This is a genomic window from Ornithinimicrobium pratense (genome assembly GCF_008843165.1).
GTDB classification, from domain to species: domain Bacteria; phylum Actinomycetota; class Actinomycetes; order Actinomycetales; family Dermatophilaceae; genus Ornithinicoccus; species Ornithinicoccus pratensis.
Map to the genome: position 1 here is coordinate 543,023 of NZ_CP044427.1, position 24,486 is coordinate 567,508.

Annotated in this window: 20 protein-coding genes and 1 tRNA gene; 14 read left to right on the forward strand and 7 right to left on the reverse strand. The window is 71.6% G+C overall.

Annotated features, from left to right (window positions below):
* The first annotated feature begins 14 nt into the window (after positions 1–14).
* From FY030_RS02525 to FY030_RS02580, 12 genes are all read left to right on the forward strand, one after another.
* Positions 15–563, forward strand: a complete 549-nt coding sequence (locus FY030_RS02525) for a SurA N-terminal domain-containing protein (protein WP_158060143.1) — start codon at positions 15–17, stop codon at positions 561–563.
* Complete coding sequence (locus tag FY030_RS02530; RefSeq protein ID WP_158060144.1) at positions 536–1,582, forward strand: nucleoside triphosphate pyrophosphohydrolase; 1,047 nt, start codon at positions 536–538, stop codon at positions 1,580–1,582. Before FY030_RS02525 ends, FY030_RS02530 begins: the two co-directional genes overlap by 28 nt.
* Positions 1,583–1,625: 43 nt before the next feature.
* The gene (gene eno, locus FY030_RS02535) at positions 1,626–2,906 is read left to right on the forward strand and encodes a phosphopyruvate hydratase (protein WP_158060145.1); all 1,281 of its coding nucleotides are present in this window, start codon (positions 1,626–1,628) and stop codon (positions 2,904–2,906) included.
* A 114-nt stretch (positions 2,907–3,020) separates the two neighbouring features.
* Positions 3,021–3,524 carry an FtsB family cell division protein gene (locus tag FY030_RS02540; protein ID WP_158060146.1) on the forward strand — a complete coding sequence of 168 codons (504 nt, stop codon included), beginning with the start codon at positions 3,021–3,023 and terminating at the stop codon, positions 3,522–3,524.
* Positions 3,521–4,039, forward strand: a complete 519-nt coding sequence (locus tag FY030_RS02545; RefSeq protein WP_158060147.1) for a DUF501 domain-containing protein — start codon at positions 3,521–3,523, stop codon at positions 4,037–4,039. The genes FY030_RS02540 and FY030_RS02545 overlap by 4 nt, the downstream gene beginning before the upstream one ends.
* Positions 4,036–4,977, forward strand: a complete 942-nt coding sequence (locus tag FY030_RS02550) for a Ppx/GppA phosphatase family protein (RefSeq protein WP_158062589.1) — start codon at positions 4,036–4,038, stop codon at positions 4,975–4,977. The genes FY030_RS02545 and FY030_RS02550 overlap by 4 nt, the downstream gene beginning before the upstream one ends.
* 534 nt (positions 4,978–5,511) lie before the next feature.
* Complete coding sequence (locus FY030_RS02555; RefSeq protein WP_158060148.1) at positions 5,512–7,050, forward strand: S8 family peptidase; 1,539 nt, start codon at positions 5,512–5,514, stop codon at positions 7,048–7,050.
* Positions 7,047–7,676 (forward strand): RNA polymerase sigma factor, encoded by a 630-nt coding sequence (locus FY030_RS02560; protein WP_238348516.1) that lies wholly within the window; start codon positions 7,047–7,049, stop codon positions 7,674–7,676. The genes FY030_RS02555 and FY030_RS02560 overlap by 4 nt, the downstream gene beginning before the upstream one ends.
* The gene (locus FY030_RS02565) at positions 7,663–8,166 is read left to right on the forward strand and encodes a hypothetical protein (RefSeq protein WP_158060149.1); all 504 of its coding nucleotides are present in this window, start codon (positions 7,663–7,665) and stop codon (positions 8,164–8,166) included. The genes FY030_RS02560 and FY030_RS02565 overlap by 14 nt, the downstream gene beginning before the upstream one ends.
* A gap of 8 nt (positions 8,167–8,174) precedes the next feature.
* Complete coding sequence (locus FY030_RS02570) at positions 8,175–10,706, forward strand: CHAT domain-containing protein (protein WP_158060150.1); 2,532 nt, start codon at positions 8,175–8,177, stop codon at positions 10,704–10,706.
* Between the two features lie 44 nt (positions 10,707–10,750).
* Positions 10,751–11,575 carry a uracil-DNA glycosylase gene (locus tag FY030_RS02575; protein WP_158060151.1) on the forward strand — a complete coding sequence of 275 codons (825 nt, stop codon included), beginning with the start codon at positions 10,751–10,753 and terminating at the stop codon, positions 11,573–11,575.
* Positions 11,576–11,606: 31 nt separating this feature from the next.
* Positions 11,607–11,680 (forward strand) — tRNA-Leu (locus FY030_RS02580).
* 261 nt (positions 11,681–11,941) lie between these two features.
* On the opposite strand, the gene FY030_RS02585 is transcribed toward FY030_RS02580, so the two are convergent.
* The 3 genes from FY030_RS02585 to FY030_RS02595 form a co-directional block, all read right to left on the reverse strand.
* Positions 11,942–12,703, reverse strand: a complete 762-nt coding sequence (locus FY030_RS02585; RefSeq protein WP_158060152.1) for a MerR family transcriptional regulator — start codon at positions 12,701–12,703, stop codon at positions 11,942–11,944.
* A gap of 23 nt (positions 12,704–12,726) precedes the next feature.
* Positions 12,727–13,962, reverse strand: a complete 1,236-nt coding sequence (locus FY030_RS02590) for an MFS transporter (RefSeq protein WP_158060153.1) — start codon at positions 13,960–13,962, stop codon at positions 12,727–12,729.
* Between the two features lie 68 nt (positions 13,963–14,030).
* Positions 14,031–16,523 (reverse strand): M14 family zinc carboxypeptidase, encoded by a 2,493-nt coding sequence (locus FY030_RS02595; protein WP_158060154.1) that lies wholly within the window; start codon positions 16,521–16,523, stop codon positions 14,031–14,033.
* A gap of 245 nt (positions 16,524–16,768) precedes the next feature.
* Here FY030_RS02595 and FY030_RS02600 point away from each other — a divergent pair, with 245 nt between their 5' ends.
* On the forward strand, positions 16,769–17,650 hold the full coding sequence (locus tag FY030_RS02600) for a Bax inhibitor-1/YccA family protein (RefSeq protein ID WP_158060155.1): 882 nt from the start codon (positions 16,769–16,771) through the stop codon (positions 17,648–17,650).
* Between the two features lies 1 nt (position 17,651).
* Positions 17,652–17,936: a hypothetical protein gene (locus tag FY030_RS02605; RefSeq protein ID WP_158060156.1), complete on the forward strand. Its 285-nt coding sequence runs from the start codon at positions 17,652–17,654 to the stop codon at positions 17,934–17,936.
* Positions 17,937–18,389: 453 nt separating this feature from the next.
* Here the strand turns inward: FY030_RS02605 and FY030_RS02610 are convergent, their stop codons facing one another.
* The 4 genes from FY030_RS02610 to FY030_RS02625 all read right to left on the reverse strand — a co-directional run bounded on the left by FY030_RS02610 (position 18,390) and on the right by FY030_RS02625 (position 24,480).
* Positions 18,390–19,361, reverse strand: coding sequence for a DUF808 domain-containing protein (locus tag FY030_RS02610; protein WP_158060157.1), 972 nt, complete (start codon positions 19,359–19,361; stop codon positions 18,390–18,392).
* A gap of 66 nt (positions 19,362–19,427) precedes the next feature.
* Entirely contained in the window at positions 19,428–20,651 is a 1,224-nt protein-coding gene (locus FY030_RS02615) for an acetyl-CoA C-acetyltransferase (RefSeq protein WP_158060158.1), read from the reverse strand.
* 98 nt (positions 20,652–20,749) lie between these two features.
* The gene (locus FY030_RS02620; protein WP_192498687.1) at positions 20,750–21,763 is read right to left on the reverse strand and encodes an NAD-dependent epimerase/dehydratase family protein; all 1,014 of its coding nucleotides are present in this window, start codon (positions 21,761–21,763) and stop codon (positions 20,750–20,752) included.
* Positions 21,763–24,480, reverse strand: coding sequence for an alpha/beta fold hydrolase (locus FY030_RS02625; RefSeq protein WP_238348517.1), 2,718 nt, complete (start codon positions 24,478–24,480; stop codon positions 21,763–21,765). Before FY030_RS02625 ends, FY030_RS02620 begins: the two co-directional genes overlap by 1 nt.
* Positions 24,481–24,486: the final 6 nt, after the last annotated feature.

Consider the following 24,486-nt stretch of genomic DNA (forward strand, 5'->3'; position numbering starts at 1 on the left):
ATGATGGCCCCGTGATGAGCCATGTGAAGCGTTCGACGCGCCCGGCAGCGCTGGTCATCGCGGCCTCGCTGGCCCTCAGCGCGTGCAGCGGCCCCGGGATGCGCGAGGGTGCGGTCATCAACGGCACCTCCTACTCGATGCAGGAGGTGCAGCAGGCCGTCGCCCAGGTCGACAGCGTCGCCGCCAACCCGGTCGACGTCTCGCAGATCGTCTACGAGGCGGCCGTCGTGCACCTCATCGACGACGCCTTCCACGGCTCGCCCTACACCGTCTCCGACGCCGAGCTGACTAGCACGATGCGCGGGGCCGGCCTGGAGGGTGAGCCCAACGAGCTGGCCCTGGACTCGGCCCGGTTCCGCCACTACGCCTCGATCCTGCAGGCCCCAGGCGTCCAGGAGGACCCGTCGATGGCTCCGGTCCTGGCGCAGCTGGGTGCCGTGACCCAGGAGGACATCCTGAGCCTCGACGTCGAAGTCAACCCCCGCTTCGGCACGTGGAGCCCCGAGGAGGGCGGCGTCGTCGCCGAGGTGCCCGCGTGGATCACCCCGTCCGGCACCAACTGACGCTCCTGCTCACCTCGCCCCGGGTCGCGCCGGGGCTGCTCTCGGCGACCGCGTGGGACACCGTCCGGGGCGCGGATGCCGTGCTCGCCGCCGACCCCGACGCCGCCACGCCCCGGTCACTGCGCGCCGCCGATGTCGAGGTGTCCCGGCCAGGCCCGGAGCACCTCGCCTCCCCGCAGAGCCTGGCGCGACACCTGCTGACGCGGGTCGAGGGCACTCTGGTCTGGGTGGGTTCCCCCGACGGTGACCCCGGGCTGGCGGAGGCGCTCGCAGTCGAGCTGCCCGAGCAGGACCCCCCGACCCTGGAGCTGCTCATCGCCTCCTGGGACACCCCGGGCGCCCGACTGCTCGACGCGGTCTCGGTCATGGACCGACTCCGCTCACCCGGCGGGTGCCCCTGGGACGCCGAGCAGACGCACACCAGTCTGACCCCCTACCTGCTCGAGGAGGCCTACGAGGCGGCCGAGGTGCTCGAGCGGCTCGACGGGCCCGACGGGGCCGGCCTACGCAGTGATGCGGTCGACGAGCTCGGCGACGTGCTGCTCCAGGTGCTCTTCCACGCCCGGGTCGGCGCCGACCACCCGGATGACCCCTTCGACGTCGACGACGTGGCCGGGGCGCTGGTGGCCAAGCTGGTCCGGCGCCATCCGCACGTCTTCGCCGACAGGGATGAGCACGACGCGCAGGACGCCGCAGCAGTGGAGGCCAGCTGGGAGGCGATCAAGGCGCAGGAGAACGCCGGCAAGGCACACCGGGCCCACCCGCTGGACGGGATCCCGGCGGGTATGCCGTCCCTCGCCCGTGCAGCCAAGGTGGCCTCCCGGCTGGAGCGGGGCGGGCACGAGGACTGGCTGGCGAGCCAGGTGGGAGAGCTGGAGAACGCCGGGGACGCGGGGAGCCGGCTGCTGCGGGCGGTGCTCGAGCTGCGGGCCCAGGGGACCGATCCCGACGCGGCGCTGCGGCATACCCTCCGGGCCGTGGCCCAGGCCGCTCGGGCGCTAGGCTCGGATCGGACCTGACCACCCCGACACGCCATCCCGCACGCCCGACGAAGGAGCACCCATGGCCGTCATCGATGCCATCATCGCCCGCGAGATCCTCGACTCCCGAGGCAACCCGACCGTAGAGGTGGAGGTCGGCCTGGACGACGGCACCGTCGCCCGCGCCGCCGTGCCCTCCGGGGCCTCCACCGGGGCGTTCGAGGCCGTCGAGCGGCGCGACGGCGACCAGAGCCGTTACCTGGGCAAGGGCGTGGAGAACGCGGTCGCCGCGGTGATGGACGACCTGGAGCCGCGGCTGCTGGGTTTCGACGCCTCCGAGCAGCGCCTCGTCGACCAGGAGATGCTGGCCGCGGACGGCACGGACAACAAGGGCGAGATCGGCGCCAACGCGATCCTGGGGGTCTCCCTGGCCGTGGCCAAGGCCGCCGCGGACTCCGCCGGGCTGCCGCTGTTCCGCTACGTCGGCGGCCCCAACGCGCACGTGCTGCCGGTGCCGATGATGAACATCCTCAACGGTGGCTCGCACGCCGACTCCAACGTCGACATCCAGGAGTTCATGATCGCCCCCATCGGCGCCGGCTCCTTCCGCGAGGCGCTGCGCTGGGGCACCGAGGTCTACCACGCGCTCAAGGCCGTCCTCCAGGAGCGCGGGCTGTCCACCGGGCTGGGCGACGAGGGCGGCTTCGCGCCGAACCTGGAGTCCAACCGGGCGGCCCTGGACCTCATCCTGGAGGCGATCGCCAAGGCGGGCTACACCGCGGGCAGCGACATCGCCCTGGCCCTGGACGTGGCAGCCAGCGAGTTCTACACCGACGGTGCCTACACCTTCGAGGGCGAGCAGCGCTCGGCCGCGGACATGACCGCCTACTACGCCGAGCTGGTGTCCTCCTACCCGCTGGTCTCGATCGAGGACCCGCTGGACGAGGACGACTGGGAGGGCTGGGTGGCCATCACCGCCGAGCTTGGCGAGAAGGTCCAGCTCGTGGGGGACGACCTGTTCGTGACCAACCCCGAGCGGCTGCAGCGCGGCATCACCGACAAGGCCGGCAACGCCCTGCTGGTCAAGGTCAACCAGATCGGCTCACTGACCGAGACCCTCGACGCGGTCGCGTTGGCCCACGCCAACGGCTTCCGCAGCATGATGAGCCACCGCTCCGGCGAGACTGAGGACGTCACTATCGCCGACCTGGCCGTCGCGACCAACTGTGGTCAGATCAAGACCGGGGCGCCCGCCCGGTCTGAGCGGGTCGCGAAGTACAACCAGCTGCTGCGCATCGAGGAGGAGCTCGACGACGCCGGCGTCTACGCCGGCGCCGGGGCTTTCCCCCGTTTCCGCGTTTAAGGCTCTTCGCGCCTCAGGCCCGGCGCGCCGCCCGGCGTTGCGACCACGCCCGGGCGGCCGCGCGGCATACCCTGGCATCTAGCCGTCCGTCGCACCCATCGCCCCAGGAGCCCCATGAGCACCCGCCCACCCCGGCGGCCCACCGCCCGGCCCGGGCAGCCGATGCCGACCCGGGCGGCGGCCAGCCGGCCGGTCGGCGTCTCGGGACGAACCCCGGTGCACGTGCGGCGACTCATCACGCTGGCGGTACTCCTGGTACTCATGGGGGTGGTGGTGACCCCCACCCTGTCCGGCTACCTGCAGCAGCGGGCCGACATCACCGCGACCGAGCAGCAGATCGAGGCGGAGAAGAAGGAGATCGCGGCGCTGGAGGCCGAGCTGCAGACGTGGTCGGACCCTGCCCACGTCGAGCAGCAGGCCCGGGAGCGGCTGCGCTACGTCAAGGAGGGTGAGACCGTCTTCGCGGTGATCGACGACACCGGCACCGACTACAGCGAGGCTCTGCCGGGGATGGCCCCGGTGAGCGAGGAGACCATCGAGCAGAGCCCGTGGTACGGCCAGGTGTGGGAGTCGGTGCGCATCGCGAACGAGGGCCTGCCGGAGACGACTACCCCATGAGCGCGCCGGACCGCACCACGCTGAACCAGCCACCCACCGCGGAGGACCTGGCCGCAATTGCCCACCAGCTGGGCCGCCCGGCCCGGGGTGTGGTCTCCGTCACGCACCGGTGCCCCTGCGGCTGCCCCACCGTGGTCCGCACCGAGCCACGGCTCCCTGACGGCACCCCCTTCCCCACCTCCTTCTACGCCACCTGCCCCCGGCTGACCGGGGCGATCTCCACCCTGGAGGGCGAGGGGCTGATGAAGGAGATGACGCAGCGGCTGGCCGACGACGCCGAGCTGCGCTGGGCCTACACGCTGGCGCACGAGGACTACCTGCGCCGACGCGAGCAGCTGGCGGACGTGCCCGAGATCGCGGGCATCAGCGCCGGTGGCATGCCCAACCGGGTCAAGTGCCTGCACGTGCTGGTCGCGCACGCGCTCGCGGCCGGCCCGGGGGTCAACCCCCTCGGCGACGAGGCCCTCGCCGCGCTGCCGGACTGGTGGGCCGACGGCTGCTGCGGCGCACCGTGACCCGGGTCGGCGCCGTCGACTGCGGCACCAACTCCATCCGCCTGCTCATCGCGGACGTCCGGGGTGACGGGACCCTCACCGAGGTCACCCGGCAGATGCAGATCGTCCGGCTGGGGGAGGGGATCGACGACACGGGGGCCATCTCACCGGCTGCCATGCAGCGCACCCTCGCCGCGGCGGCGGAGTTTTCCGAGCAGTGCCGCCAGGAGAGCTGTCGCGTGGTCCGGTTCGTGGCGACCTCGGCCTCCCGGGACGCCTCGAACGCCGCAGACTTCGTCGCCGGGGTGCGCTCGGCCTTCGGCTCCTTCGACGTGCGGCCCGAGGTGATCAACGGCCAGGAGGAGGCGCAGCTGTCGTTCGCCGGGGCGACCGCCGGCCTGACGGGCGCCCAGGAGCCCTACCTGGTGGTCGACATCGGGGGCGGGTCCACCGAGTTCGTGCTCGGCGACTCCGCGGGTGGGGTAGGGGCCGCCAAGTCGGTCGACATCGGCTGCGTGCGGATGACCGAGCGACATCTGCACGACGACCCGCCGACCGAGGACCAGGTGTGGGCCGCGCTGACCGACATCGTGCGGGCGGTCGAGGACGTCGCTGGCGACGTCGACCTCTCTGGCGTCGGGACGCTCATCGGGCTGGCCGGGTCGGTGACCACGGTGACCGCCCACGCGTTGGGGCTACCGGACTACGATCGCGAGCGGATCCACGGAGCGCAACTGCCCGTCGAGGCGGTGATTGAGGCCTGCACCGACCTGCTCCTGTCCGAACTCTCGGTCCGTAGGGCGCTGCCCTTCATGCACGCCGGGCGGGTCGACGTCATCGGCGCCGGAGCCCTCATCTGGCGGACCGTGGTCCAGCGGGTCGCGCACGACTCCAGGCTGCGCACCGTGCGCACCTCCGAGACCGACATCCTTGACGGCATCGCGCTCTCCCTGGGCTGACTGAGAGGGCCACAGCAGCAGTCGCGAAGAAGCTCTCGCGCCGGATGTATCAGGACGGCGCCCGCCGACTCTTTCCCTGCATCACGGCCGCTCGGGCCGGCGACGAGGGAAGGACAGCAGATGTCGACCGGAGGCAGGGCAAGCCTGACCGGTCCACCGACCCAGCACTCCTGGGCACCCGGCCGTGACCCGGGTGCCCAGGGTGCTGTGCATGACCGCGAGGACGAGACCGCCTGCGCAGGCAGGGTTGACGCCCGTTCAACCAGCTCCGGCAGCGGGGCTGCTCGGCTGCGCGACCGACACCGGTCCCGCAGCAGAGTTCCTTCGGACCTCGCGTCGTCACGAGCCCGCTCAACGACGGGATCGTGGCGCGGGTGGGGGCGCTGCCGCCCGCGTCCGGGGACGTGCAGGGACGTCCCCGGACGTGGCGGTGGTGTCGTGAGTTTCTGGCTGCTGCCCTGACAACGGCCGTCCCCAGCCACTAGCATGACGGCGAGTCATCGCGGTGGATCCCTTCCGTACAGAGGTGCTCACATGACCGACCCAGCGACGACGAGGTCGCCCCGTTCCCCGAAGGTGCCGCCCGCCTTCCACGTCCCCGCCACTGCCGCCCAGCGGTGGGACCTGCGCTCGCTGCCCCCGGGGCCGGGCCACGACGGCACCGTCTACGTGGCCGACCGGCTGCTCCTCGCCGGAGCGCGCGAGGACCGCTCCAGGCGCGCCTCTGAGTTGCGTTCCCTCGCCCGCGACTCCGCGGTGGAGGTCAACATCACCCCGCTCGGCTCTGCCCGCCAGAGCAGGGCGGTCGCGCGGGGCGGGGAGCTCGCCGAACGCGTGCCCCCGCAGAGCGTGGTCCAGATCCACCCCTCCGGCCCCGGGACCCCCGACGCGTGGGAGCTGCTGACCAGGGCACAGGAGGCCGGGCTGGCCGTGGCACCGCAGCTCTCGCTCGACCACGTCCTGATGGCCGCCGGCTACGCCTCCGGGGTCGGCTACGTCTCTGGCGTGGGCTACGTGTCGGGTGTCGGGTACGTGTCCGGGGTCGGCTACGTCTCCGGGGTGGGCGGCGCCGGCCCGGGTGCTCCCGCGGGGAAGATCCCGGTCTCGTGGCCGGGGGAACGGCCCCGGGGCAAGCAGGGACGGTGGTCGCCGGTCGTGGCGGTCCTGGACACCGGGCTCGGGATGCACCCGTGGTTCGCGGACAATGTGACCCGAGACCCGAAGATCGACGGCCGGCCGATCGGGCTGCGGTTCGCGCCGGAGCAGGACCCCGAGGTGCACGGCATCACCCTGGACCCCGTCAACGGGCTCCTGGACCCGATGGCCGGCCACGGGACCTTCGTCGCCGGGATCGTGCGGGCGGCCTGCCCCGAGGCCCACCTCGTCGCGGTGCCCGTCATGCACGGCGACGGCTCCTGCCACGAGGCTGACCTCATCGCGGCGCTCACCGACCTGCACACCCGGCACCTGCAGAGCCTGGCTGGTGAGATCGACGACCCGCCGCTGGACATCGTCAACCTCTCGCTGGGCTACTACCACGAGACTCCGAACACCGTCACGGACGAGACCGGGCTGATGGCCGCCCTCTCGGCCCTCTCGGCCTCCGGGGTGACGGTGGTGGCCAGTGCCGGCAATGGTGCCTCGGACGTACCGTTCTGGCCGGCCGCGGCTGGCTCCCGCGGCGTGGTGGGTCACGGCGGGGCGCCCCTGGTCAGTGTGGGTTCGACGAACGCCGGCCGAGGCAAGGTCTCGCACTTTTCCAACACGGGGGGCTGGGTGCGGACCTACCGTCCCGGCGCGGGAGTGGTCAGCACCATGCCCATCACCCTGGACGGTGCCGGGCAGGCCTCGCAGTCCGGGAACGGCTCGGCCCACCCCCGGCGGGGCACGCCCGACCTGGACGACTTCAGCAGCGGGTTCGGCCTGTGGAGCGGCACCTCCTTCTCCGCCCCGGGCCTGGTCGGTGAACTGGCGAGCGCACTCGCCGCGCGGCAGCGACCGAAGGATCCCCAGGACCGGATCGCGCTCGCCTGTGAGGCCGCCGACCAGCTGTGCGCGGAGGGTGTGCCGTGACCGCTGAGAGCGAGGTCCTGCCCCTGGCCGTTCGTGCCGCCCAGGCCTTCGAGGCCTACCGCGACGGGGACTTCGGTCCACTGCCCACCGTCGTGGAGGAGCTCACCCCGATGTTGTGGCACGTGGCGCGCGCCCAAGGCCTGGGCGTCCATGCCGCCGAGGACGTCGTGCAACAGACCTGGCTGCGCCTGCTGGAGAGCGCCGAGCGTATCCAGGACCCCCGGGCGGTGCTGAAGTGGCTGCTCACCACCACCCGTCGCGAGGCGTGGCGGGTCAGCCGCGCGGGCCAGCGTGAGGCCACTCACGCCGAGGTCGGCGAGCTGCTCGATGCAGACATCGCATACCCGGCCTCCGGGGAGCGGGCCGACCCGGTCGGCGACCATGTCGTCACCAGCCACGAGCACCAGGTGCTGTGGCGCCATGTCGCCGCCCTGCCGGAACGGTGCCGCCACCTGCTGCGCGTCATCGCCTTCGCCGACCGGCCGGACTACGCCACCATCGCCGCCGCCCTGGGCATGCCGGTCGGCAGCATCGGACCCACCCGCGGCCGGTGCCTGGCGAGCCTGCGCGCGGCCCTCACCCGTGAACCCTCCTACCCGACGGGGCACCAACATGACGCACTCTGATGACCTCGAGCGCCTCGCGACGGCCGAGCTCGACGCCACCGACGAGCAGATCCTGCGCGAGCTACGCGACCTGTGGAACGCGGTCGACCCGCCTCCGCCGCGACTGACCGAACGCGTCCAGTTCGCGATGACGGTCGCCGCCCTGGAGGCCGAGGTGGCACGCATCGTGCAGCAGGGTGCCGACAGACCGGCGGCCGTGCGCTCGGACTACGAGCAGGTCAACACGGTCACCTTCGCCAGTGAGTCGGTGAGCGCGATGATCGACATCGAGCAGGACCGGGCGCACGGCCTGCGCGCCGTGCACGGCTGGGTGAGCGAGACCGGCATCGAGGTGGAGCTGCGCGAGCGGCACCGGTGCCGCCGGCTCCTTGTCGACGCGACCGGCCGGTTCAGCTTCGAGCAGGTCGAGCCGGGCCTGGTGCACTTCGTCTTCCGACCCACCGACGAGCGGGGCGACCGCCCGGTCATCACCCCGGCCATCGAGTTGTAAGGAGCAGGGTGGTCGAGCCGAGCACCCGGGGCGAGCAGGTCTGGTCCGAGGCGCGGCGGCTCAACGACCTCGGGGACTTCAGGGCGGCCGCCCAGGCGCTCGACGACGCCAGGCGGGTCCTCTCCGAGGCACCTGCGGGCGACCTCGACGCGGCCCGGATGCTCGTCCGGGTCGACGTCACCGGCGCGCTCACCGCACTGGAGCTTGACGGGTATGCCGCGGCCTCCGACCTGCTCCGCGCGGCTCGCCTCCGGGCCGGGCAGATGGCGGCGCCGGACCTCGTCGCCCTCACCCACATCCAGCACGGGGTGGTCGAGGCCCGGTCCGGCAGCTGGGCCCGGGCCCGGGAGGAGCTGCTCGCCGCCATGGAGCTGCGGGACCACCTCGGGGCGGTCGAGCAGTGCTCGACCCTGATCACCCTCGGGCTGACCGAGCTCTCCCTGCGCCGGCTGACGGGGGCAACCAGCCACCTGGAGCAGGCCCGCGCCCTCGCGGCCGCCCACGACCTCGACGCCCACCTGTTCAAGGCCACCCACAATCTCGGGTGCGTGCACTTCGTGGCCGGGGACGTGCCCCGGGCGCTGGCGCTCATGGCGGAGGCCGACGCCATGCCGGTGCAGGTCTCGCGCGACCGGGCCCACCTGGACCATGCCGAGGCGCTCCTGGACGCGGGTCTGGTGCAGGAGGCCGATGACCTGCTGCAGACCGCCCTCACCTCGGCGAAGACGCAGGGCCACCGCCTGGACGAGGGAGACATCCTGCTCGACCTGGCCCGGTGCGCGCTGCTGCGCGGGGAACGCGACACCGCTCGACACGAGGCGCGCCGGGCGGTCGCCGCGTTCCGGTCCCGGCAGGCCAGCTCGCGGCGGGCCCTGGCCGAACTCTTCCTGGCGGGGCTGGACCTGGCCGACGGCGCCCCGGCCGAGCGGGCGCTCGCCGCAGCGGCGCTCTGGGAGGGGACCGACCCGCACACGGCCGAGCAGGTCGAGGCGGCCCTGCTGACGGCGGAGGCGGAGATCGCCCGGGACCGTCCCCAGGTCGCCCAGCGCAGGCTGGACCGGCTGGGGCCAGCGTCGTCCCTGCGCCTACCGGTCCAACTGCACGCGCACCACCTGCGGGCCCTCGTCGCCGACCGAGTCGGTGACGACGAGGAGTTCGCCAAGGTGGCCCGGCAGGCCAGCGACGCCCTCGCCACCGCCCAAAGCTCGTTGCGCAGCCTGGAGCTGCGCGCCGCCGTCACCCAGCACGCCGCGCGCCTTGCCCAGCTCGACCTGGCCCGTGCGGTGCGCCACGGCTCCGCGGCCGCGTGCATCGAGACGGTCGAGCGCTGGAGGGGTGCCTCGACCCGCGCGGAAGAGCTCACCCTGTCCGCCGACGACGAGACGGCGTCCCTGCTCCAGGAGCTGCGCTGGCTCGCGTCTGGGATGAGCACAGGTGCGCCGGAGAACCCTGCGGAGCGGGAGGCGAGGATGGCCGACCTGCAGCAGCGAATCACCGCCCGGGCGCGGCTGGGCCGGCGGGCGTCCGACGGTCCGGTACTCGCAGCCCTGACCTGCGATCAGCTCCTCGCGGCGCTGCCGGCGGGCACGGCATATCTGACCTTCGGCCAGACCGGCGGGCGCATGTATGCCGCTGTGGCCAACGGCAGCGGCCAGCACCAGCTGCACGACGTGGGGCCCGAGCGGGAGATCGAGGACGCGGTGGCGACCGTGCGCCGCGACCTGCGCGGACAGGCCTTCGCTGGGCGGGCGCCCGGGCTGCAGACGACCCTCGCCGCCGCGCTGGAGGAGTCCGGTGCCCGTCTGGGACGCCTGCTGCTCGACCCGCTCGCCGACGTGGTGGGATCGTGCGACCGGCTCGTCATCGCGCCCAACCGGACCCTGCACGCGCTGGCGTGGGCGTGCCTGCCGCAGGTGGCGCGCCGGCCGGTGACCGTGACGCCCTCCGCCTCGCGCTGGGTGCGGCATCTCGGGGACGGCCCGGTCGCGCTGCGCCGGGTCAGCGCACATGCCGGGCCCGGCCTCCCGGAGGCCACCGGCGAGGTCGGCGCTGTGCGCCGAACCTGGGGGGCCGAGGCCGCGGCGACGACCGGCCCCGGACGGGCCACCACCCGGGACGTCGCACGGGCCCTGGCCGAGGACGACCTGGTCCACGTCGCCGCTCACGGCCAGCACGCCGGTGACAACCCGCTGTTCTCCTCCCTGCGGCTGCACGACGGGCCGCTCTACGCTCACGACCTGGTCCCGACCGTCCACGCCCGGCACGTTGTCCTCTCCGCTTGCGACGTGGGACGGGCCCGGATCCGCAGCGGTGGCGAGGCGCTGGGGATGACCGCGGCCCTGCTCAGCCTTGGCGCCTGGTGCGTGGTCGCGGCCGTCGCGCCTCTCGCCGACACGGTGTCGGCCCAGGCGGCCACGCTCTACCACGAGCAGCTCGCGGCCGGGGCGGACGCCGCGGCCGCCCTGGCGGCCGCGGTCCGGGACACGCCGGGCGCGCAGGCACTGATGTGCTTCGGCAGCGACCTGCAGATCCGGCGGTGAGGCCCGGCGGGCACAGTGCACCCTCTCTGGCCCAGACTGGGACGATGCCGACCGACCTGCCCCACCCGCTGACCGGGCAGCCCTTCCCCAGCCCGGTCCCGCCCGGAACGGGTTGGCCCGAGGACCCGGCGGGACCCCATACCCGCAGGGCGCGCAGCGTCGCCGGGGTGCGCCGGCTAGCGGCCGGCTCGGCCGATCTGGCGGAGCTGGATGCACGCGTGTCCGTCTGCGGCGCCTGCCCGCGGCTGGTCGCCTGGCGCGAGCAGGTGGCGGTGACCAGACGGGCCAGCTATGCCGACCAGCCCTACTGGGGGCGCCCGGCGGCGGGTCTGGGACCGGCCGATGCGCGGGTGCTCGTGGTCGGCCTGGCGCCGGCCGCCCACGGTGCCAACCGCACCGGCCGCATCTTCACCGGCGACCGATCTGGCGACTGGATCTACGCGGCGCTGCACCGCGCCGGCTACGCCAGTTCGCCGACCTCGACCCACGCCGGTGACGGGCTCCGGCTGCGCGAGGTCCGCATCACCGCGCCGGTCCACTGCGCACCGCCCGACAACGCCCCGTCGGTGCAGGAGCGCGCCACCTGCCGGCCCTGGCTGGAGCGCGAACTGCGGCTGCTGGAGCCGCACCTGGAGACGGTGCTGGCCCTCGGCGGCATCGGCTGGGACGCCTTCCTCGTCGCCGCGCGCGCCGTCGGCTGGGTGGTGCCGCGACCCAAGCCGCGATTCGGCCACGGCGCGGAGGCGCTGCTCACCACGGGGGCCGGACGCCCGGTGCGCCTGCTGGGCTGCTACCACGTCAGCCAGCAGAACACCTTTACCGGACGGCTCACCGAGCAGATGCTGGACGACGTTATCGCCCGGGCCTGAGCGCCCGGTTATCCTGGGGACCGCCCGGGCCGCCCCCGTAGCCCAACCGGCAGAGGCAGCCCACTTAAAATGGGTCTAGTGCGGGTTCGAATCCCGCCGGGGGCACGAGAGCGTCGCGGTTCCACCCAGCGTACGGAGCGCGGCCGGTCCCGGCTCACTCGCCGCAGAGCACAACGCCGAACGCCGCGAGGGGTCGGCGCGAAGCTGGTTCGGGCAAGATCGGGACCCATCGCGCTGAACCGCAGCGAGTGCCAGGCAGCTTCAGCACACGAGTCCGAGCGCAGGACGCCTCAGCAACGCGTCGATGATCTTTGGGCGTCTTGTGTAGATCGACTCAGGTGCTCCCTCATCCGGCGCTTAGGGGCGTCAGTCCCCACTGAATCGTTGGGCCCATAAGCTCAGGGCTTTACGTTGCTGTGGATTGTAGGTCTCGATGCCGTATTCCTCCAGGAGATCCGCTGCCTGTCCCAGATCGATGGGTCGAGCGTCTCCGCTGAGGGGTGAGACCAGCTCTGCGCAGAACGCAGTGAAGTCGTCAAGCAGATCGGTGACCTGCGCAGCGCTGCTGGTCGAATCAAGTGCATCGAAACGTCGAGAGATGTCGACAGATGTCTCAAGAAGGTCCGAGCGTTCACTGAGCTTCCGGTAGAGAGCCGTCAGGTATGTTCTCCCCGTCTCCTCGGAGAAATGGCTCCATAGTATGGCTTGGTCGCGGTCCATCCGGGCCACACGCTGTGTGTAACCCGCAATGGTGAACAATGAGTAGAATGGCACTAGTTCCGCCGGTAGATCCGGGGCGGCCTGATGCGCGCGCAGGTGGGCGATTATTTTCCGCTGCTCAGTGAGCCGCTGGATCTGTTCAGACAGTTCTTGGTCCAGATCGTCCAGGTATTGTTCCGTCCTCCCCCGGTCTGTCTCAGCATCATCGAGAATGGAGCCCATCTGCTCCAGCGGCATACCCAGGTTGCTCAGTTTCCTGATCCGTAGTAGTCGGACCAGATCAGTCACGCTGTACTCGCGGTAGCCATTGCTGGTCCGTGGCGGCTCGGCAAGCACGCCGACCTGGTGGTAGTGGCGCAGGGTGCGCACGGTGACACCGGCCAGGCGAGCTACCTCCTTGCTGCGCATTTCATACCTCCTTGCTGCGCATTTCATACCTCCTTAACCTCTTCGGGCGGGGACTTCTCCAGGTTACGGAAGGCCGAGGAGCACAGGGCGAAGACGACGCAGATCACCCACAGGCCGACAAATATCATCGCGGCTGTCTGAAGACTCATGAACTCGACCATGACCGCTGCACCGGCGATTCCAGCGGGAGCGGCCGCAGGAATCATGGCGTTTTGGGTTCCCAAAATTCTGCCACGCATATTCTCAGGAATTCGCTCGATATTCAGCACAGAGATCAGCGCGCCGAACAGCGCATTGAAGAATCCAAGTAGGAATGCTCCTACGAAGACTACCCAGATCTCTGCCAGCGTTGCGACGACCGCGAAGCCCATTGCGTTGCCGCAGATTCCCAGCATAAACCAGGCGCGACGACGCCCCTTCTTGCCCGCGACGGTATAGAGCAAACCCCCGAGAAGAGACCCGGCAGCCAGGGAGGTGAGCACGAAACCGAGCAGTTCGGGAGAGCCTTCCATGGTGAAGTAAACCGGCAGTAACAATCCTTGCAGTGCAGCGATGGTGACCAGTGCCACGATCATGATTAGGGTCACGCCCACCAGGAAGCGGCTGGTAAGCAGCACCTTCCACCCGTCCTTGAGCTGGGACCATCCAGTGCCCGCCAACTTGGTGCCATGGCCTGCCTCCACAGAACTACTCCCCACCACGGCCGGGAGCATGAGGGACATCAGGCCTGCGACCAGGGAGGTTCCTGCGGTGATCCACAGCACCGTGGTTCCCTCGAAGAAACCCATCAGTGTTCCAGCCGCGGCAGGACCAAGCAGTAACGCGATGGTGGTCATCGTTTCTCGCAGGCCCATCAGCCGCTCAGCAGAGATATCCCCGTGGCGGACGATCGCCGGCAAGAGAGTTTCCCGAGCGGTGATGCCAGGACCGTCACCGAGGGTGGAGAGCGCTCCGAAGAGCATGAACCAGCCGATGTTCAGCCCGGTGATGAGGTCGACGATCGGCAGCGCCGCGATCGATGCCGCGGAGATGAGATCGCACATTACTGACGCCGTCCGTCTGTTGATCCTGTCAAGGACCACGCCCATGAAGAGGCCCGCCAACAGCCCGGGGATTGCGGTTGCTGCCGCCACCGCACCCGTGCCCAGGACGCTGCCGGTGGTGGTCAGCACGATCAGGGGCAGCGCGATCGCAGCGACGGACTGACCCAGTACTGCCAGCGTGATGGAAGAAAGGTAGAAGACGGTGACTCGACGCATGTCCCCCATTGAGAACTATGACGTAGGGGCGGAGTCAAAGCGCACTTCGGCAAGCCTACGAGGGGCTGCTACAGGCCCCGTCCGTCGTCCAGGTCAGACTCGTCGGCGGCCTCAGCCTGGTCCGTGCCCGGGGCGCCTTCGCTGCCCGCCCAGAGCACGGCCCGGCCGACCAGGGCGTACTGGCCCTTGGGGTGGGCCCGGAACAGCGGCTCGGAACCGAAGAGGACCGCACGGGTCCCGGCCGCCGTCTCGCCGCTGACCACCAGGGCCTGGCCGACGGCCGCCTCCTGGCCGCCGTCGGTGCCTCCGGCCCAGTGGCCCGAGACGAGGGGGTCGGCGGTCAACCGCTGGTCGGCCCGCACGTCCGGGCCCAGCCGGGTGAACCAGTAGGGGGAGTAGACGAAGGTGTGCTCGGTGGCGGCCGAGGTGACCGGGCTCGCCGGGTCGGAGGCGACCCGCACCACGCCGTTGGCGTCGGCCCGGCCCGGGACCACGGCGACGTCGAGCAGGTCGAGGGCGTCGTTGATCTCCGCCCCGACGCTGCCGCGCCCGACAAACCCTCCGCCAGCCTCGACGAAGGCCCGCAGCTCGGCCCGTGCCCCGGGACCGAGCTCGCGCCAGGACATCCCGCTGGAGACGTAGAGGGCGTCCAGGCCGGACAGGTCGAGCCCGGCGTTGAGGCTGCGGGTGCTGATCGGCTCCACGGTCAGCCCCATCTCCGCGAAGGCCCACCTCTCCTCCGCGGTGCCAGCCACCCCGACGACGCGCGCCGAGGGGGCAAGGGGCTCTCCTGCGGCGTCGGCGGGTGCCTGCTCGAGGATGACGCCGTGCACCTCGGTCACGTTGCCGGCGGCCCACGGGTAGCGGTAGGGCACGAGCACGCTGCCGTCGGCCAGCAGCTCGACCGGGATCCCCTGACCGAGCAGGGTGGACACGGCCTGGACGTCGGCGGGGTCCGCCATCGGCAGCACCCACCCGGTAGAGCTCTCGGCGAGGTCGCCCGTGGGGTCGGCGGACTCGACCTCAGTGCCCACGAGCCGGAGTGGGTACCGCTCCGGCACCGTCACCACGTCGGCACCCCACAGCTGCCCCAGGCTCCACCCGGAGATGTCATACATCGCCTCGACCCGGTCGGTCAGGTCGGCGCCACGGCCCAGGATGGCGTTGGCGACGGCCCGCTTGGCCTGGTGCAGGTCGACCACGTAGCTGCCGGCCGGGTAGCTGCGCCCGGCGATGGAGGTGTCGAGGCCCAGGCGGGTCACCTCGACGTCGTTGGCGACCAGATGGTCCACCAGCCGGGCAGCGGCCGGCGCCGAGCGCTGCCCCTCGCCCGCCGGGATGACGTAGGCCCGGGGGAAGTCGGTGGTGTAGACGTCCTCCGGTCCGATCACCCCGAACAACCCCTCCTCGACCGGCCGCTGGCGCTCCCCGGCGGCCGCTCGGCGGAAGATCTCGATGTGGTCGGCGAGCAGCTCGGTGCGGTGCTCGACGGCATATTCCACCGTCGCGGTGAGCGCGGCTCGGGCGATGTCGGTGTTGACCGACGCCCGCCGACGCAGCTCGTCCTCGGGCAGGTCATAGCTCGAGCCGTTGACCCGCAACGGGAGCTCGACGGTGTGCGCGACCGCCCCGTGTAGCGCGGCATACTGCGGCACGAAGATCGGGGGCCAGCCGTCCCACCCCTGCTCCCAGTCGCGCAACGGGATCTGGACGGGGCGCACGCCGTCGGTGCCGCCCGGCGCCAACTCCTCGATTGCCCGCTCGACCTCGACGGCGAGGGGGTAAGAGTGCCGGACCAGCAGGTCGAACTCGTAGTTGTCCCCGTGCGGGGGCGTGGTCGGCTCGACCAGGGTGCCGTTGACGTAGCCGTGCAGGTCGACCACCAAGGCCGGCTGCGTGCGGATCAACGCCTCCCGCAGCGCCACGGTCTCGGGCTGGGTCGCGGTGATCAGGTCCCGGTTGAGGTCGAAGCCGTGAGCGTTGCGCCGGTCGCCCTCCACGCGTCCGTCGGGGTTGGCCGAGAGGAGCAGGTGGATCCGCGTGCTCGCCAGGAACGCCTCGACCCCCGGGTCGTCGGAGGTGGCGTAGTCCTCCACGAGCCGCAGGGCGGCGTCCGTGCCCTCCCACTCGTTGCCGTGGATGTTGGCGTTGACGAAGATGGGAACCTTGTAGTTGCGCGCCAGGGCCTGGTCCCGCGCCGCGCGGGCGGGCCGGTCGGTGATCAACTCGCGCATCCGGTCCTGCTGGTGGGTCTGGGCCGTGCTCTCGGGGGCGGTGAGTGTCACCAGCAGCAGGTCCCGTCCCTGCGCTGAGCTGCCGATCACCTCGACGCTGACGCGGTCCGAGGACTGCGCCAGGTCGTTCAGCATGGGGTGAAGGTCGTGGTATGCCGCCAGGCCCAGTCGCAGGGAGGCGTCCTGCTCCTCCACGGCGGGCTCGTCCAGGGAGCCGGGATGAGCAGCCAGGCCAGCGCCGGAGGACGGCAGCGGCGCGAGTGCTATGGCTGCACCGAGAGCCGTCGCCGTGGCGACGGCTCGCATCGGGCGCCGAGCACGCGTCATACCTGTCCTTCCGTGAGTACCGGGGGATCCTATCTGCCACAGGCCCGGCACGGAATGGCCTGTGGGAAAGTCTGGCCGTGAGCCCACGAACGGCGTGCCAGGACGGGATGATCGGATCCTGATGAGGCATTCTTGCAGGTGGTTGGCGGGGCGCGGAATCACTCCCCTGCCTCGCACGTTTATTCTGGAGAACACTGACACCGCTGGCCGGCCGGCCGACGGTGCCGCACGACCTCGGAGGATCCATGGCCGTCAACCCGGTCTTCAACCGCATCGACAGTGAGGCCGCCCAGGGACGCTATGCCGGCTTCGGCCAGCAGCAGCCCGGCGCCTACCCGCCACCCCAGGGGGCACCGCACATTCCGGCCCAGGGGGGCTACCCCGGGCCGTCTGAAAGCTTGACCGACGAGCAGCTGCGCCAGATGTACACGCAGGCGCCGGCCGGCCCTGCCCAGACGGGGCGGCTCACCCTCGACGACGTCGTGGTGAAGTCACTGATGCTGTTCGGCATCGTCGTGGCGGTCGCCGCCGGCACCTGGTATGTCGTGGGCGGCCAGCCGGGCATCGCCACGCCGATCTGGCTGTTGGGCATGTTCGGCTCCCTGGCGCTCAGCTTCGTCATCGCCCGTGCCAAGCAGGTCAAGGTCCCGCTGGTCCTCACCCACGCCGTGCTGCAGGGCCTGTTCCTGGGCGCGGTCAGCGCGACCTTCGAGATGCGCTGGCCGGGCGTGGTCTCCACGGCCGTCGTCGCCACGATGGCCACCTTCGCAGGCATGTTCATCGGTTGGAAGTTCGGCGTGATCAAGGTCACCAGCAAGTCGCGGCGGATCTTCAGCATGGCCGCCATGGGCTACCTGGTCTTCCTGCTCGTCAACCTGGGGGCCTCGTTCCTGGGCTTCGGCGAGGGCTGGGGCGTCTTCGGGATGCAGTTCGGCTGGGCCATCGCCCTGCTGGGTGTTGGGCTGGCCTCCTACAGCCTGGCCGTCGACTTCGACTCGGTCGACAAGGCCGTGCGCATGGGCGCCCCGGAGAAGTACTCCTGGCTGCTTGGTCACGGGCTGGTCGCCAGCCTGGTCTGGCTCTACATCGAGTTCCTGCGTCTCTTCGCGATCCTGCAGAGCGACTGAGATGCCTGAGCTCGGGGACGCCGAGCTGGAGCGCGTGGCCCGGAGGTGGCATCAGCTGCCTCTGGACCGCGCGCTCCTGGCGTATCCGGGTGTCCGCGACGTGGTGCAGCTCCTCGCGGACGACATCGCCCGTGAGACGGGCAAGGCGCGCGTCCCGGTGCCGGACCTGGGACCGGCCGTGGCTATGGATCAGCTGCGGGTGATGGTCCACGACTGGCGGCGGGCAGGACTGCCCGAGGGTGACCTGGGGGGCCGACTCATCGCGTTGCGCAGGAAACTGCCCTGAGGTGAGGGTCGGCAGAGAACCCGTCGCGTGACCCGCCGCGCAGTGTCACCGGTGTCCTGGTGCAGAACTGACATTGCTGTCTGTGACATGGCACGACGCGCTGTGGACAAGCCTGAGGGTGTGTCGCACGGGTGTTCTAGGATGTGGGTGTTGGTCACGAACTGTCGGGGAGGGGTTCCGGGCGGGGGTGCTGGGCTGTGTGAGGCCGCGGGGTGGTCGGGGTGAGGCGGGATGGTGAACGCGGGGGCGCGTCGGGGGTTGGTGATGACCGTGGTGACGTGGCGGCGGAGGCGGTCGGGGGTGCGGCCACGGGTGATGGGCGGCTGCGGGGTGAGTTGGAGGCTGTCCTGTCACCGCGACGACGACCACCCCCCCTTCTGACCTACGCAACGCTGAGCAGAAGGCCAGGCGCCCGGCTGGTCCGGCCGCAGGCGATGTCAGTGCGCGTGAGGGTCAGTGGGCGGCAGCGGTGTCGCCGGCCTCTTCCTTGGACCGGCGGGGGATGAGCGAGATCAGCCCGACGAGGACCAGGCCGACGAGCAGGCCCAGCACGGCGGAGAAGAAGGTGTTGGTCAGCCAGGTCAACAGGCCGGTGGCTGCTCCGACGGCGCCGGCGACGACCTCCTCGGCGTGGTGGACGAAGTCGTAGACGGGGTGGAACCCGAGCTCGTCCATCCCCACCAGCAGGATGTGCCCGCCGACCCAGAGCATCGCGATGACCCCCACGATCGACAGCACCTTGAGCACCACCGGCATCGCCTTGACCAGGCCCAGCCCTACCTTCTGCCGCAGCGCTGAGTCCTGCTGCGCCAGGTGGAGGCCGATGTCATCCATCTTCACGATGATGGCCACAGCCCCATAGATCAGCAGCGTGATCGCGATGGCTACCACCACGAGGATGATGGCCCGGTTCAGCAACGCCTCCGTGGCCACCTCATTCAGCGCGATGACCATGATCTCGGCGGAGAGGATGAAGTCGGTGCGGATCGCCCCCGACACCATCTTCTTCTCCTCCTCCGGGCCCTGCTCCACGACCGGCTCGTCCTTGGCCGTGTCGTGGTGACCGCCCACCCCGAGCCACTCCAGCACTTTGTGGGCACCCTCGTAGGACAGGTAGGCGCCGCCGAGCATGAGGATCGGAGTGAGCAGCCAGGGCGCGAACTGGCTGAGCAGAAGCGCGGCCGGGACGATGAAGAGCAGCTTGTTGCGCAGCGAGCCCAGACCGATCTTCTTGATGATCGGCAGCTCTCGGCTGGGGGAGAACCCGGTGACGTAGCGTGGAGTGACCGCAGCGTCGTCGACGACCACCCCGGCCGCCTTCATACTGGCGCGTCCGGCGGCGGCGCTGATGTCGTCGACGGAGGCGGCCGCCACGCGGGCGATCGCAGCGATGTCGTCGAGCAGGGCTGCCAGACCACCAGCCATGAGGACCTCCCGGTCATAGGGCGATAAACCTGGCTCAGGCTACTCGCCCCGGACCGGGGTTGCGCGTCAGCTCAGCCGCTCCAAGATGATCGTCATCCCCTGGCCTCCGCCGACGCACATGGTCTCCAGACCGAACTGGGCGTCACGGGTCTGCATCGCGTTGATCATCGTGGTCGAGATGCGGGCACCGGTGGAGCCGAACGGGTGGCCCAGCGCGATCGCCCCACCGTGCACGTTGAGTCGGTCGTAGTCCATGCCGAGGGCGTCGGCGGAGCCGAGCACTTGCACCGCGAAGGCCTCGTTGATCTCGTAGAGGTCCATGTCACCGATCGACATACCGGCCTGAGCCAGCGCCTTCCGGGAGGCCTGGATCGGGCCCAGACCCATGACCTCGGGGGACAGCGCCGAGGCAGCCGTGGAGACCACCCGGGCCAACGGCGTCAGACCCAGCTCTTTGGCGCGGGTGTCGCTCATGACGACCAGGGCAGCGGCACCGTCGTTGAGCGGGCAGCAGTTGCCAGCGGTCACCGTGCCGTCCTCGCGGAAGACCGGCGCCAGAGTCGACACCTTCTCGATCGTCACCCCGGCCCGGGGTCCGTCATCGGTGGAGACGACAGTGCCGTCGGCGAGCGTCACCGGCGCGATCTCCTTGGCAAAGATCCCCGCCGCGATCGCGGCCTCTGCCCGGTTCTGGCTGGTCACGCCCCACTCGTCCTGGCGCTCACGGGAGATCCCCAGGGCGGTGGCGACGTTCTCTGCCGTCTGACCCATCGCCATGTAGGCGTCCGGCAACAGGCCCTGCTCGCGCGGGTCGGTCCACGTCTGGTTGGAGGCCGCCGTCTGCGCAGTACGCTCCTGCGCGTCCGCGAACGCCGGGTTGTGCCACTCGGCCTTGCCCCCGCCTGCCCCGGAGAAGTCGGCGTAGCGGGACACGCACTCGACCCCGGCGCTGATGAAGACGTCGCCCTCACCGGCCTTGATGGCGTGGAAGGCCTGGCGGGTCGTCTGCACCGAGCTGGCGCAGAAACGGTTGATGGTCGCGCCGGGCACCTCGTCCAGCCCCAGCAGCACCGAGACGATGCGGGCCATGTTGAACCCGTGCTCGGCCCAGGGCTCTGCGCACCCCAGGTAGAGGTCGTCCACGGTGGTCGGGTCCAGCTCCGGCACCTGCTCGAGGGCGGCGCGGATGACTCCGGCCGCAAGGTCGTCCGGGCGCACGCCGGCCAGAGAGCCCTTGAAGGCCCTGCCGATGGGAGTGCGGGCGGCGGCGACGATGACGGCTTCGGCCATGGGGTCCTCCTGGACGGGTCAGGCTGGGCAGGCGGCTGCTCGGTATGCCGTGAGTCTAGGTTCTCTGCCTGACGCCACGGACATCGGGCAAGCAAGGGTCACCCAGTGCCGCGCGCGTGGCGGGCCAGACGCTCCAGCCCTTCGTCGATGCTGACCTGCGGTCGCCAGCCCAGCACCTCCTGGGTGGTGCGCTGGTCGAACCAGTGCGCGGTGGCCATCTGCTCGGCCAGGAACCGGGTCATCGGCGGTTGGCTGATCGTGGGCGCCCGAGGCACCCGCTCCGACAGGACCACGGCCCCTTCGACGAGGGCACCCAGCCCCCAGGCCACCGGCAGCGGCACCCGCAGCCGGGGCACGGGGGCACCGACGGCCCGGCAGATCCCCGCGACCAGCTCACCGATTGGCCGGGGCTCACCGTTGGTCACCACGAACGGCCTACCCCGGGCTGCCTCCATCTGCTCCAGCGCGGCCACGATGGCGGCGGCGGCGTTGTCCACGTAGGTGGTGTCGACCAGCGCGGTGCCGCTGCCGACCAGCGCCAGCCTGCCCTGCCGTGCCCGCTCGGCGATCCTGCCCACCAGCTGGGTATCCCCGGGGCCCCAGACCAGGTGAGGACGCACGGCGGTCACCGCTAGCGGGCCGGTGCCGCCCTGGTCGGCCTCGAGGGCGAACAGCTCGGCCGCGGCCTTGGTGCGGGCATAGTTGCCGCGGGCCCGCATCGGGGTGGCCTCCACAGCGCCTTCGCCCGTCAGGGAGCGGCCGGTGTGGGCCACGGAGGGGGAGGAAACCTGGACCAGCTGACCGCCGCCCTGGGCCCGTAGAGCGGCGATGACGTTGCGGGTGCCGCCCACATTGGTCTGCACGAAGTCCATCCACGGTCCGACCACGTCGACCTTGGCCGCGAGGTGCACGACAGTGTCCTGGCCGGTCACGGCACGGGAGACCGCCTCGGCGTCCCGGATGTCGCCCAGCGACTCCCGGTGCCGGCCGCCAGCCGTGCGCCGTTGCATGACGGTGACGTCCCATCCGCGGGTCGCGAGCAGGTCGGCGACGGCGCCCCCGAGCATGCCGCTGGCGCCGGTCACCAGCACCTTGCCAGAGGAGCCCCCCATCAACGGCTTCTCGTCCTGGGGGCCGAGCCGCGCAGGACGTTGCGGACCCGCTCGACAGGACCCCGTCCGTGCAGGACCGCGTCCGCCCAGTCGGCCACGGCCGAACGGTCCACCTTGCTGGCGTGGCGGACGTCCACCGGCAGCCAGTCACGCACCAGCACCGCAGCCACGGGCACGGCCGCCGCGGCACGCACCACCTCCGCGAGGTCGCCCTGGGCGAGCGTGGAGGCGCCCGTCTGCGCTCCACGCAGCCGCGCCATCCTGCCGAGACGCTCCTCGGGGACGACCACGACCACGACCTGCTGGGCACCCGAGGGGCCCACCCCCACGACCGCGACGTCCGCGACATCCGGGACGCCGTCCCGCACCCGGTCCTCCACCGCATACGGGGTCAGCGGCCCCTGCGGGGTCACCAGCAGGTGCGCCAGACGCCCTTCGACCCACAGGCGGCCCCGGTCGTCCAGGTGCCCGGCGTCCCCGGTGCGATGCCACCCCGGTGGACGCTCGCTGTCGCGCTGGGCCATCCAGGCCCGGTCGTAACGGTCCTTGACGTGCGCGGCCCGCACGACGATCTCGCCGAGCGTGCCGGGCTCGTGCACGAGGTGCTCGGCCGAAGTCCCGTCCTGGGCCAGGGGGGCCACCGCTACCTCGACCCCGGGCAGAGGAGCGCCCACGCAGACCCCGGACTGCGCCGCCAGTTCCTCAGGGGCGACCAGCGTGGGGTCGTGCGAGGCGACGGGCAGCGCCTCGGTCATGCCGTAGGGCGTCTGGGTGCCCGCCGCAGGCAGCAGCTCCTTGACCTGGTGCAGGAGCTGGACGGGGACGGGGGCGCCCGCCGAGAGTACGAGTCGCGGCCCGCTCAGCACCGCGCGCTGCGCCGCGTCGAGCCCGTCGGCGGTGGCGACCACGTTGCGCAGCGCAGCCGGGGCGGCGAAGACCGTGGTGGCGTCCACCGTCGCGACGGCCTCCGCGAGCGCCGCCGCGGTGAGGGTCTGCGGCGCGGTCACGTCCATGTCCGGCACCACGCTGGTCAGCCCCAGCGCGGGACCGTAGAGCGCGAACGGGGCGAACGCGGCGACGAAACGCTCCCCGGGGCCGAAGCCGAAGCCTTCCCGGAGGAGGCCGACCTGGGCGCCCAGCCGGTCCCGGGTGTAGACGACCCCTTTGGGGGGACCGGTCGCCCCGGAAGTGAACAGCACGGCACCGTCCTGGTCGCCGTCGATCGTCGACGGGTCGGGCAGTGCGACCCCTGCGGTGCGCCCCTCCTCCGCCAGGGCCTGCACCTGGTCACCGCCGGGCTCGATGTGCAGCCGCTGCCCGGGCACGCGGGTCAGCCTCGTGAGCGCCAGCGCCGTGCGGATCCCCACGACGTGCCGCGGTCCGGCGCTGCGCAGGGCGGCTCCTAGCCTGCCCAGACCCAACCCCGCGTCGGCGACGACGACAACCGCGCCGAGGCGCCACACCGCATACACCAGGGTGGTCAGCTCGATGCCCGGCGGCACCAGGACCGCGACGCGGTCCTGCGCCCCGACCCCCCGGGCGGCCAGGCCGCGGGCCACGTCGTCGACCCGCTGGGCGAGCTCACCGAAGGTGATCCGGCGTGGGGTGCCGCCGGCGAGCTCGGCCACGGCCAGCTCGTGGGGGCGGGTGGTGTCCACCCGGACGGGCACGGGCGTCACTGGCGCGCGCCCGTCACGAGGAGCATGGGCGGCGGGCCGTCGCCGGCCGGAGGCGTTGTCCTGCAGCCAGGCCCAGATCACCTCGACGCCGTCGGGACGGTCCTCGAGCACCAGGTGCGAGGCGTCGGTGTAGCGCTGGACGTCGGCGTGCGGCATCCGCCGGAGCAGGTCCTCGAGGTAGCGCTGCCCGAACACGGGGTCCCGGGTGCCCCACACCATGAGCGCCGGCACGTCCTGCAGGTCCTCGCACCCGGCGGCGACCTCGTCCAGGACGGCCCGGCTCGGGTGGTCGGCCTCGAACGGGATGTCCTCCACGAACTCCCCGACCGCGGCCCGGCGGGCGGGCGAGGCGTAGGGGGAGGCGAAGGCCGCCCGCACGGGGCGGGGCAGGGGCGGCACGCTCAACGCAGTCGTGGCCCGGACGAAGACCGGGGTGTCGACGCAGACCCGGTCCAGCAGCGCGGAGGTGCGCGCCAACCGGATCAGCGAGGGCGGTGCGCTGTCCGCGGGCTGGTGGACCGCGGTGTTGGTCAGCACGACCGCCGCGAGCCCTTCGGTATGCCGCTGGGCCCAAGCCAGGCTGATCGGCCCGCCCCAGTCGTGCGCCAGCGTCGAGACCGGCCCGGTCAGCTCAAGGGCGTCGGTGAGCCGGGTGAGGTCCTCGATCCGCTGACCCAGGGTGCGCGGAGCACCCGGCCGTTCCGACCAGCCCATCCCGAGCTGGTCGACCGCCACCACCCGCCACCCGGACGGTGCCCGGGCGAGCACCCGGCGCCAGAGGTAGGACCAGGTGGGGTTGCCGTGGACGCACAGCAAGGTACGCCGCACGGCCTCGCCCCGGCCCTGCAGCACCGGGCCGTTGTCCAGCACGTGCCAACGGCGGGTCACACCCTCCGCGTCGGGAGCCGTGACCACCCGGGACCAGGCGGGGTCGAGCCCCGGCAGCGGGCGGGGCGGCAGGCCGACAGGGTCCTGAGCTGCGCGCCGGGCGCGGGTGTGGATCTTCTGGTCGACGGGGGTGGTCAGCGCGTCGGCCACAGGGCT

Bases quoted from the DNA above. Each gene is read 5' to 3' on its own strand.
- FY030_RS02545 (WP_158060147.1), top strand. From the start codon at position 3,521: ATGAGCGCGCCGGACCGCACCACGCTGAACCAGCCACCCACCGCGGAG.
- FY030_RS02590 (WP_158060153.1), bottom strand. From the start codon at position 13,962: ATGCGTCGAGTCACCGTCTTCTACCTTTCTTCCATCACGCTGGCAGTA.
- FY030_RS02525 (WP_158060143.1), top strand. From the start codon at position 15: ATGAGCCATGTGAAGCGTTCGACGCGCCCGGCAGCGCTGGTCATCGCG.
- FY030_RS02610 (WP_158060157.1), bottom strand. From the start codon at position 19,361: ATGGCTGGTGGTCTGGCAGCCCTGCTCGACGACATCGCTGCGATCGCC.
- FY030_RS02555 (WP_158060148.1), top strand. From the start codon at position 5,512: ATGACCGACCCAGCGACGACGAGGTCGCCCCGTTCCCCGAAGGTGCCG.
- FY030_RS02605 (WP_158060156.1), top strand. From the start codon at position 17,652: ATGCCTGAGCTCGGGGACGCCGAGCTGGAGCGCGTGGCCCGGAGGTGG.
- FY030_RS02575 (WP_158060151.1), top strand. From the start codon at position 10,751: ATGCCGACCGACCTGCCCCACCCGCTGACCGGGCAGCCCTTCCCCAGC.
- FY030_RS02600 (WP_158060155.1), top strand. From the start codon at position 16,769: ATGGCCGTCAACCCGGTCTTCAACCGCATCGACAGTGAGGCCGCCCAG.
- FY030_RS02615 (WP_158060158.1), bottom strand. From the start codon at position 20,651: ATGGCCGAAGCCGTCATCGTCGCCGCCGCCCGCACTCCCATCGGCAGG.
- FY030_RS02565 (WP_158060149.1), top strand. From the start codon at position 7,663: ATGACGCACTCTGATGACCTCGAGCGCCTCGCGACGGCCGAGCTCGAC.
- FY030_RS02540 (WP_158060146.1), top strand. From the start codon at position 3,021: ATGAGCACCCGCCCACCCCGGCGGCCCACCGCCCGGCCCGGGCAGCCG.
- FY030_RS02595 (WP_158060154.1), bottom strand. From the start codon at position 16,523: ATGACGCGTGCTCGGCGCCCGATGCGAGCCGTCGCCACGGCGACGGCT.
- FY030_RS02620 (WP_192498687.1), bottom strand. From the start codon at position 21,763: ATGGGGGGCTCCTCTGGCAAGGTGCTGGTGACCGGCGCCAGCGGCATG.
- eno (WP_158060145.1), top strand. From the start codon at position 1,626: ATGGCCGTCATCGATGCCATCATCGCCCGCGAGATCCTCGACTCCCGA.
- FY030_RS02585 (WP_158060152.1), bottom strand. From the start codon at position 12,703: ATGCGCAGCAAGGAGGTAGCTCGCCTGGCCGGTGTCACCGTGCGCACC.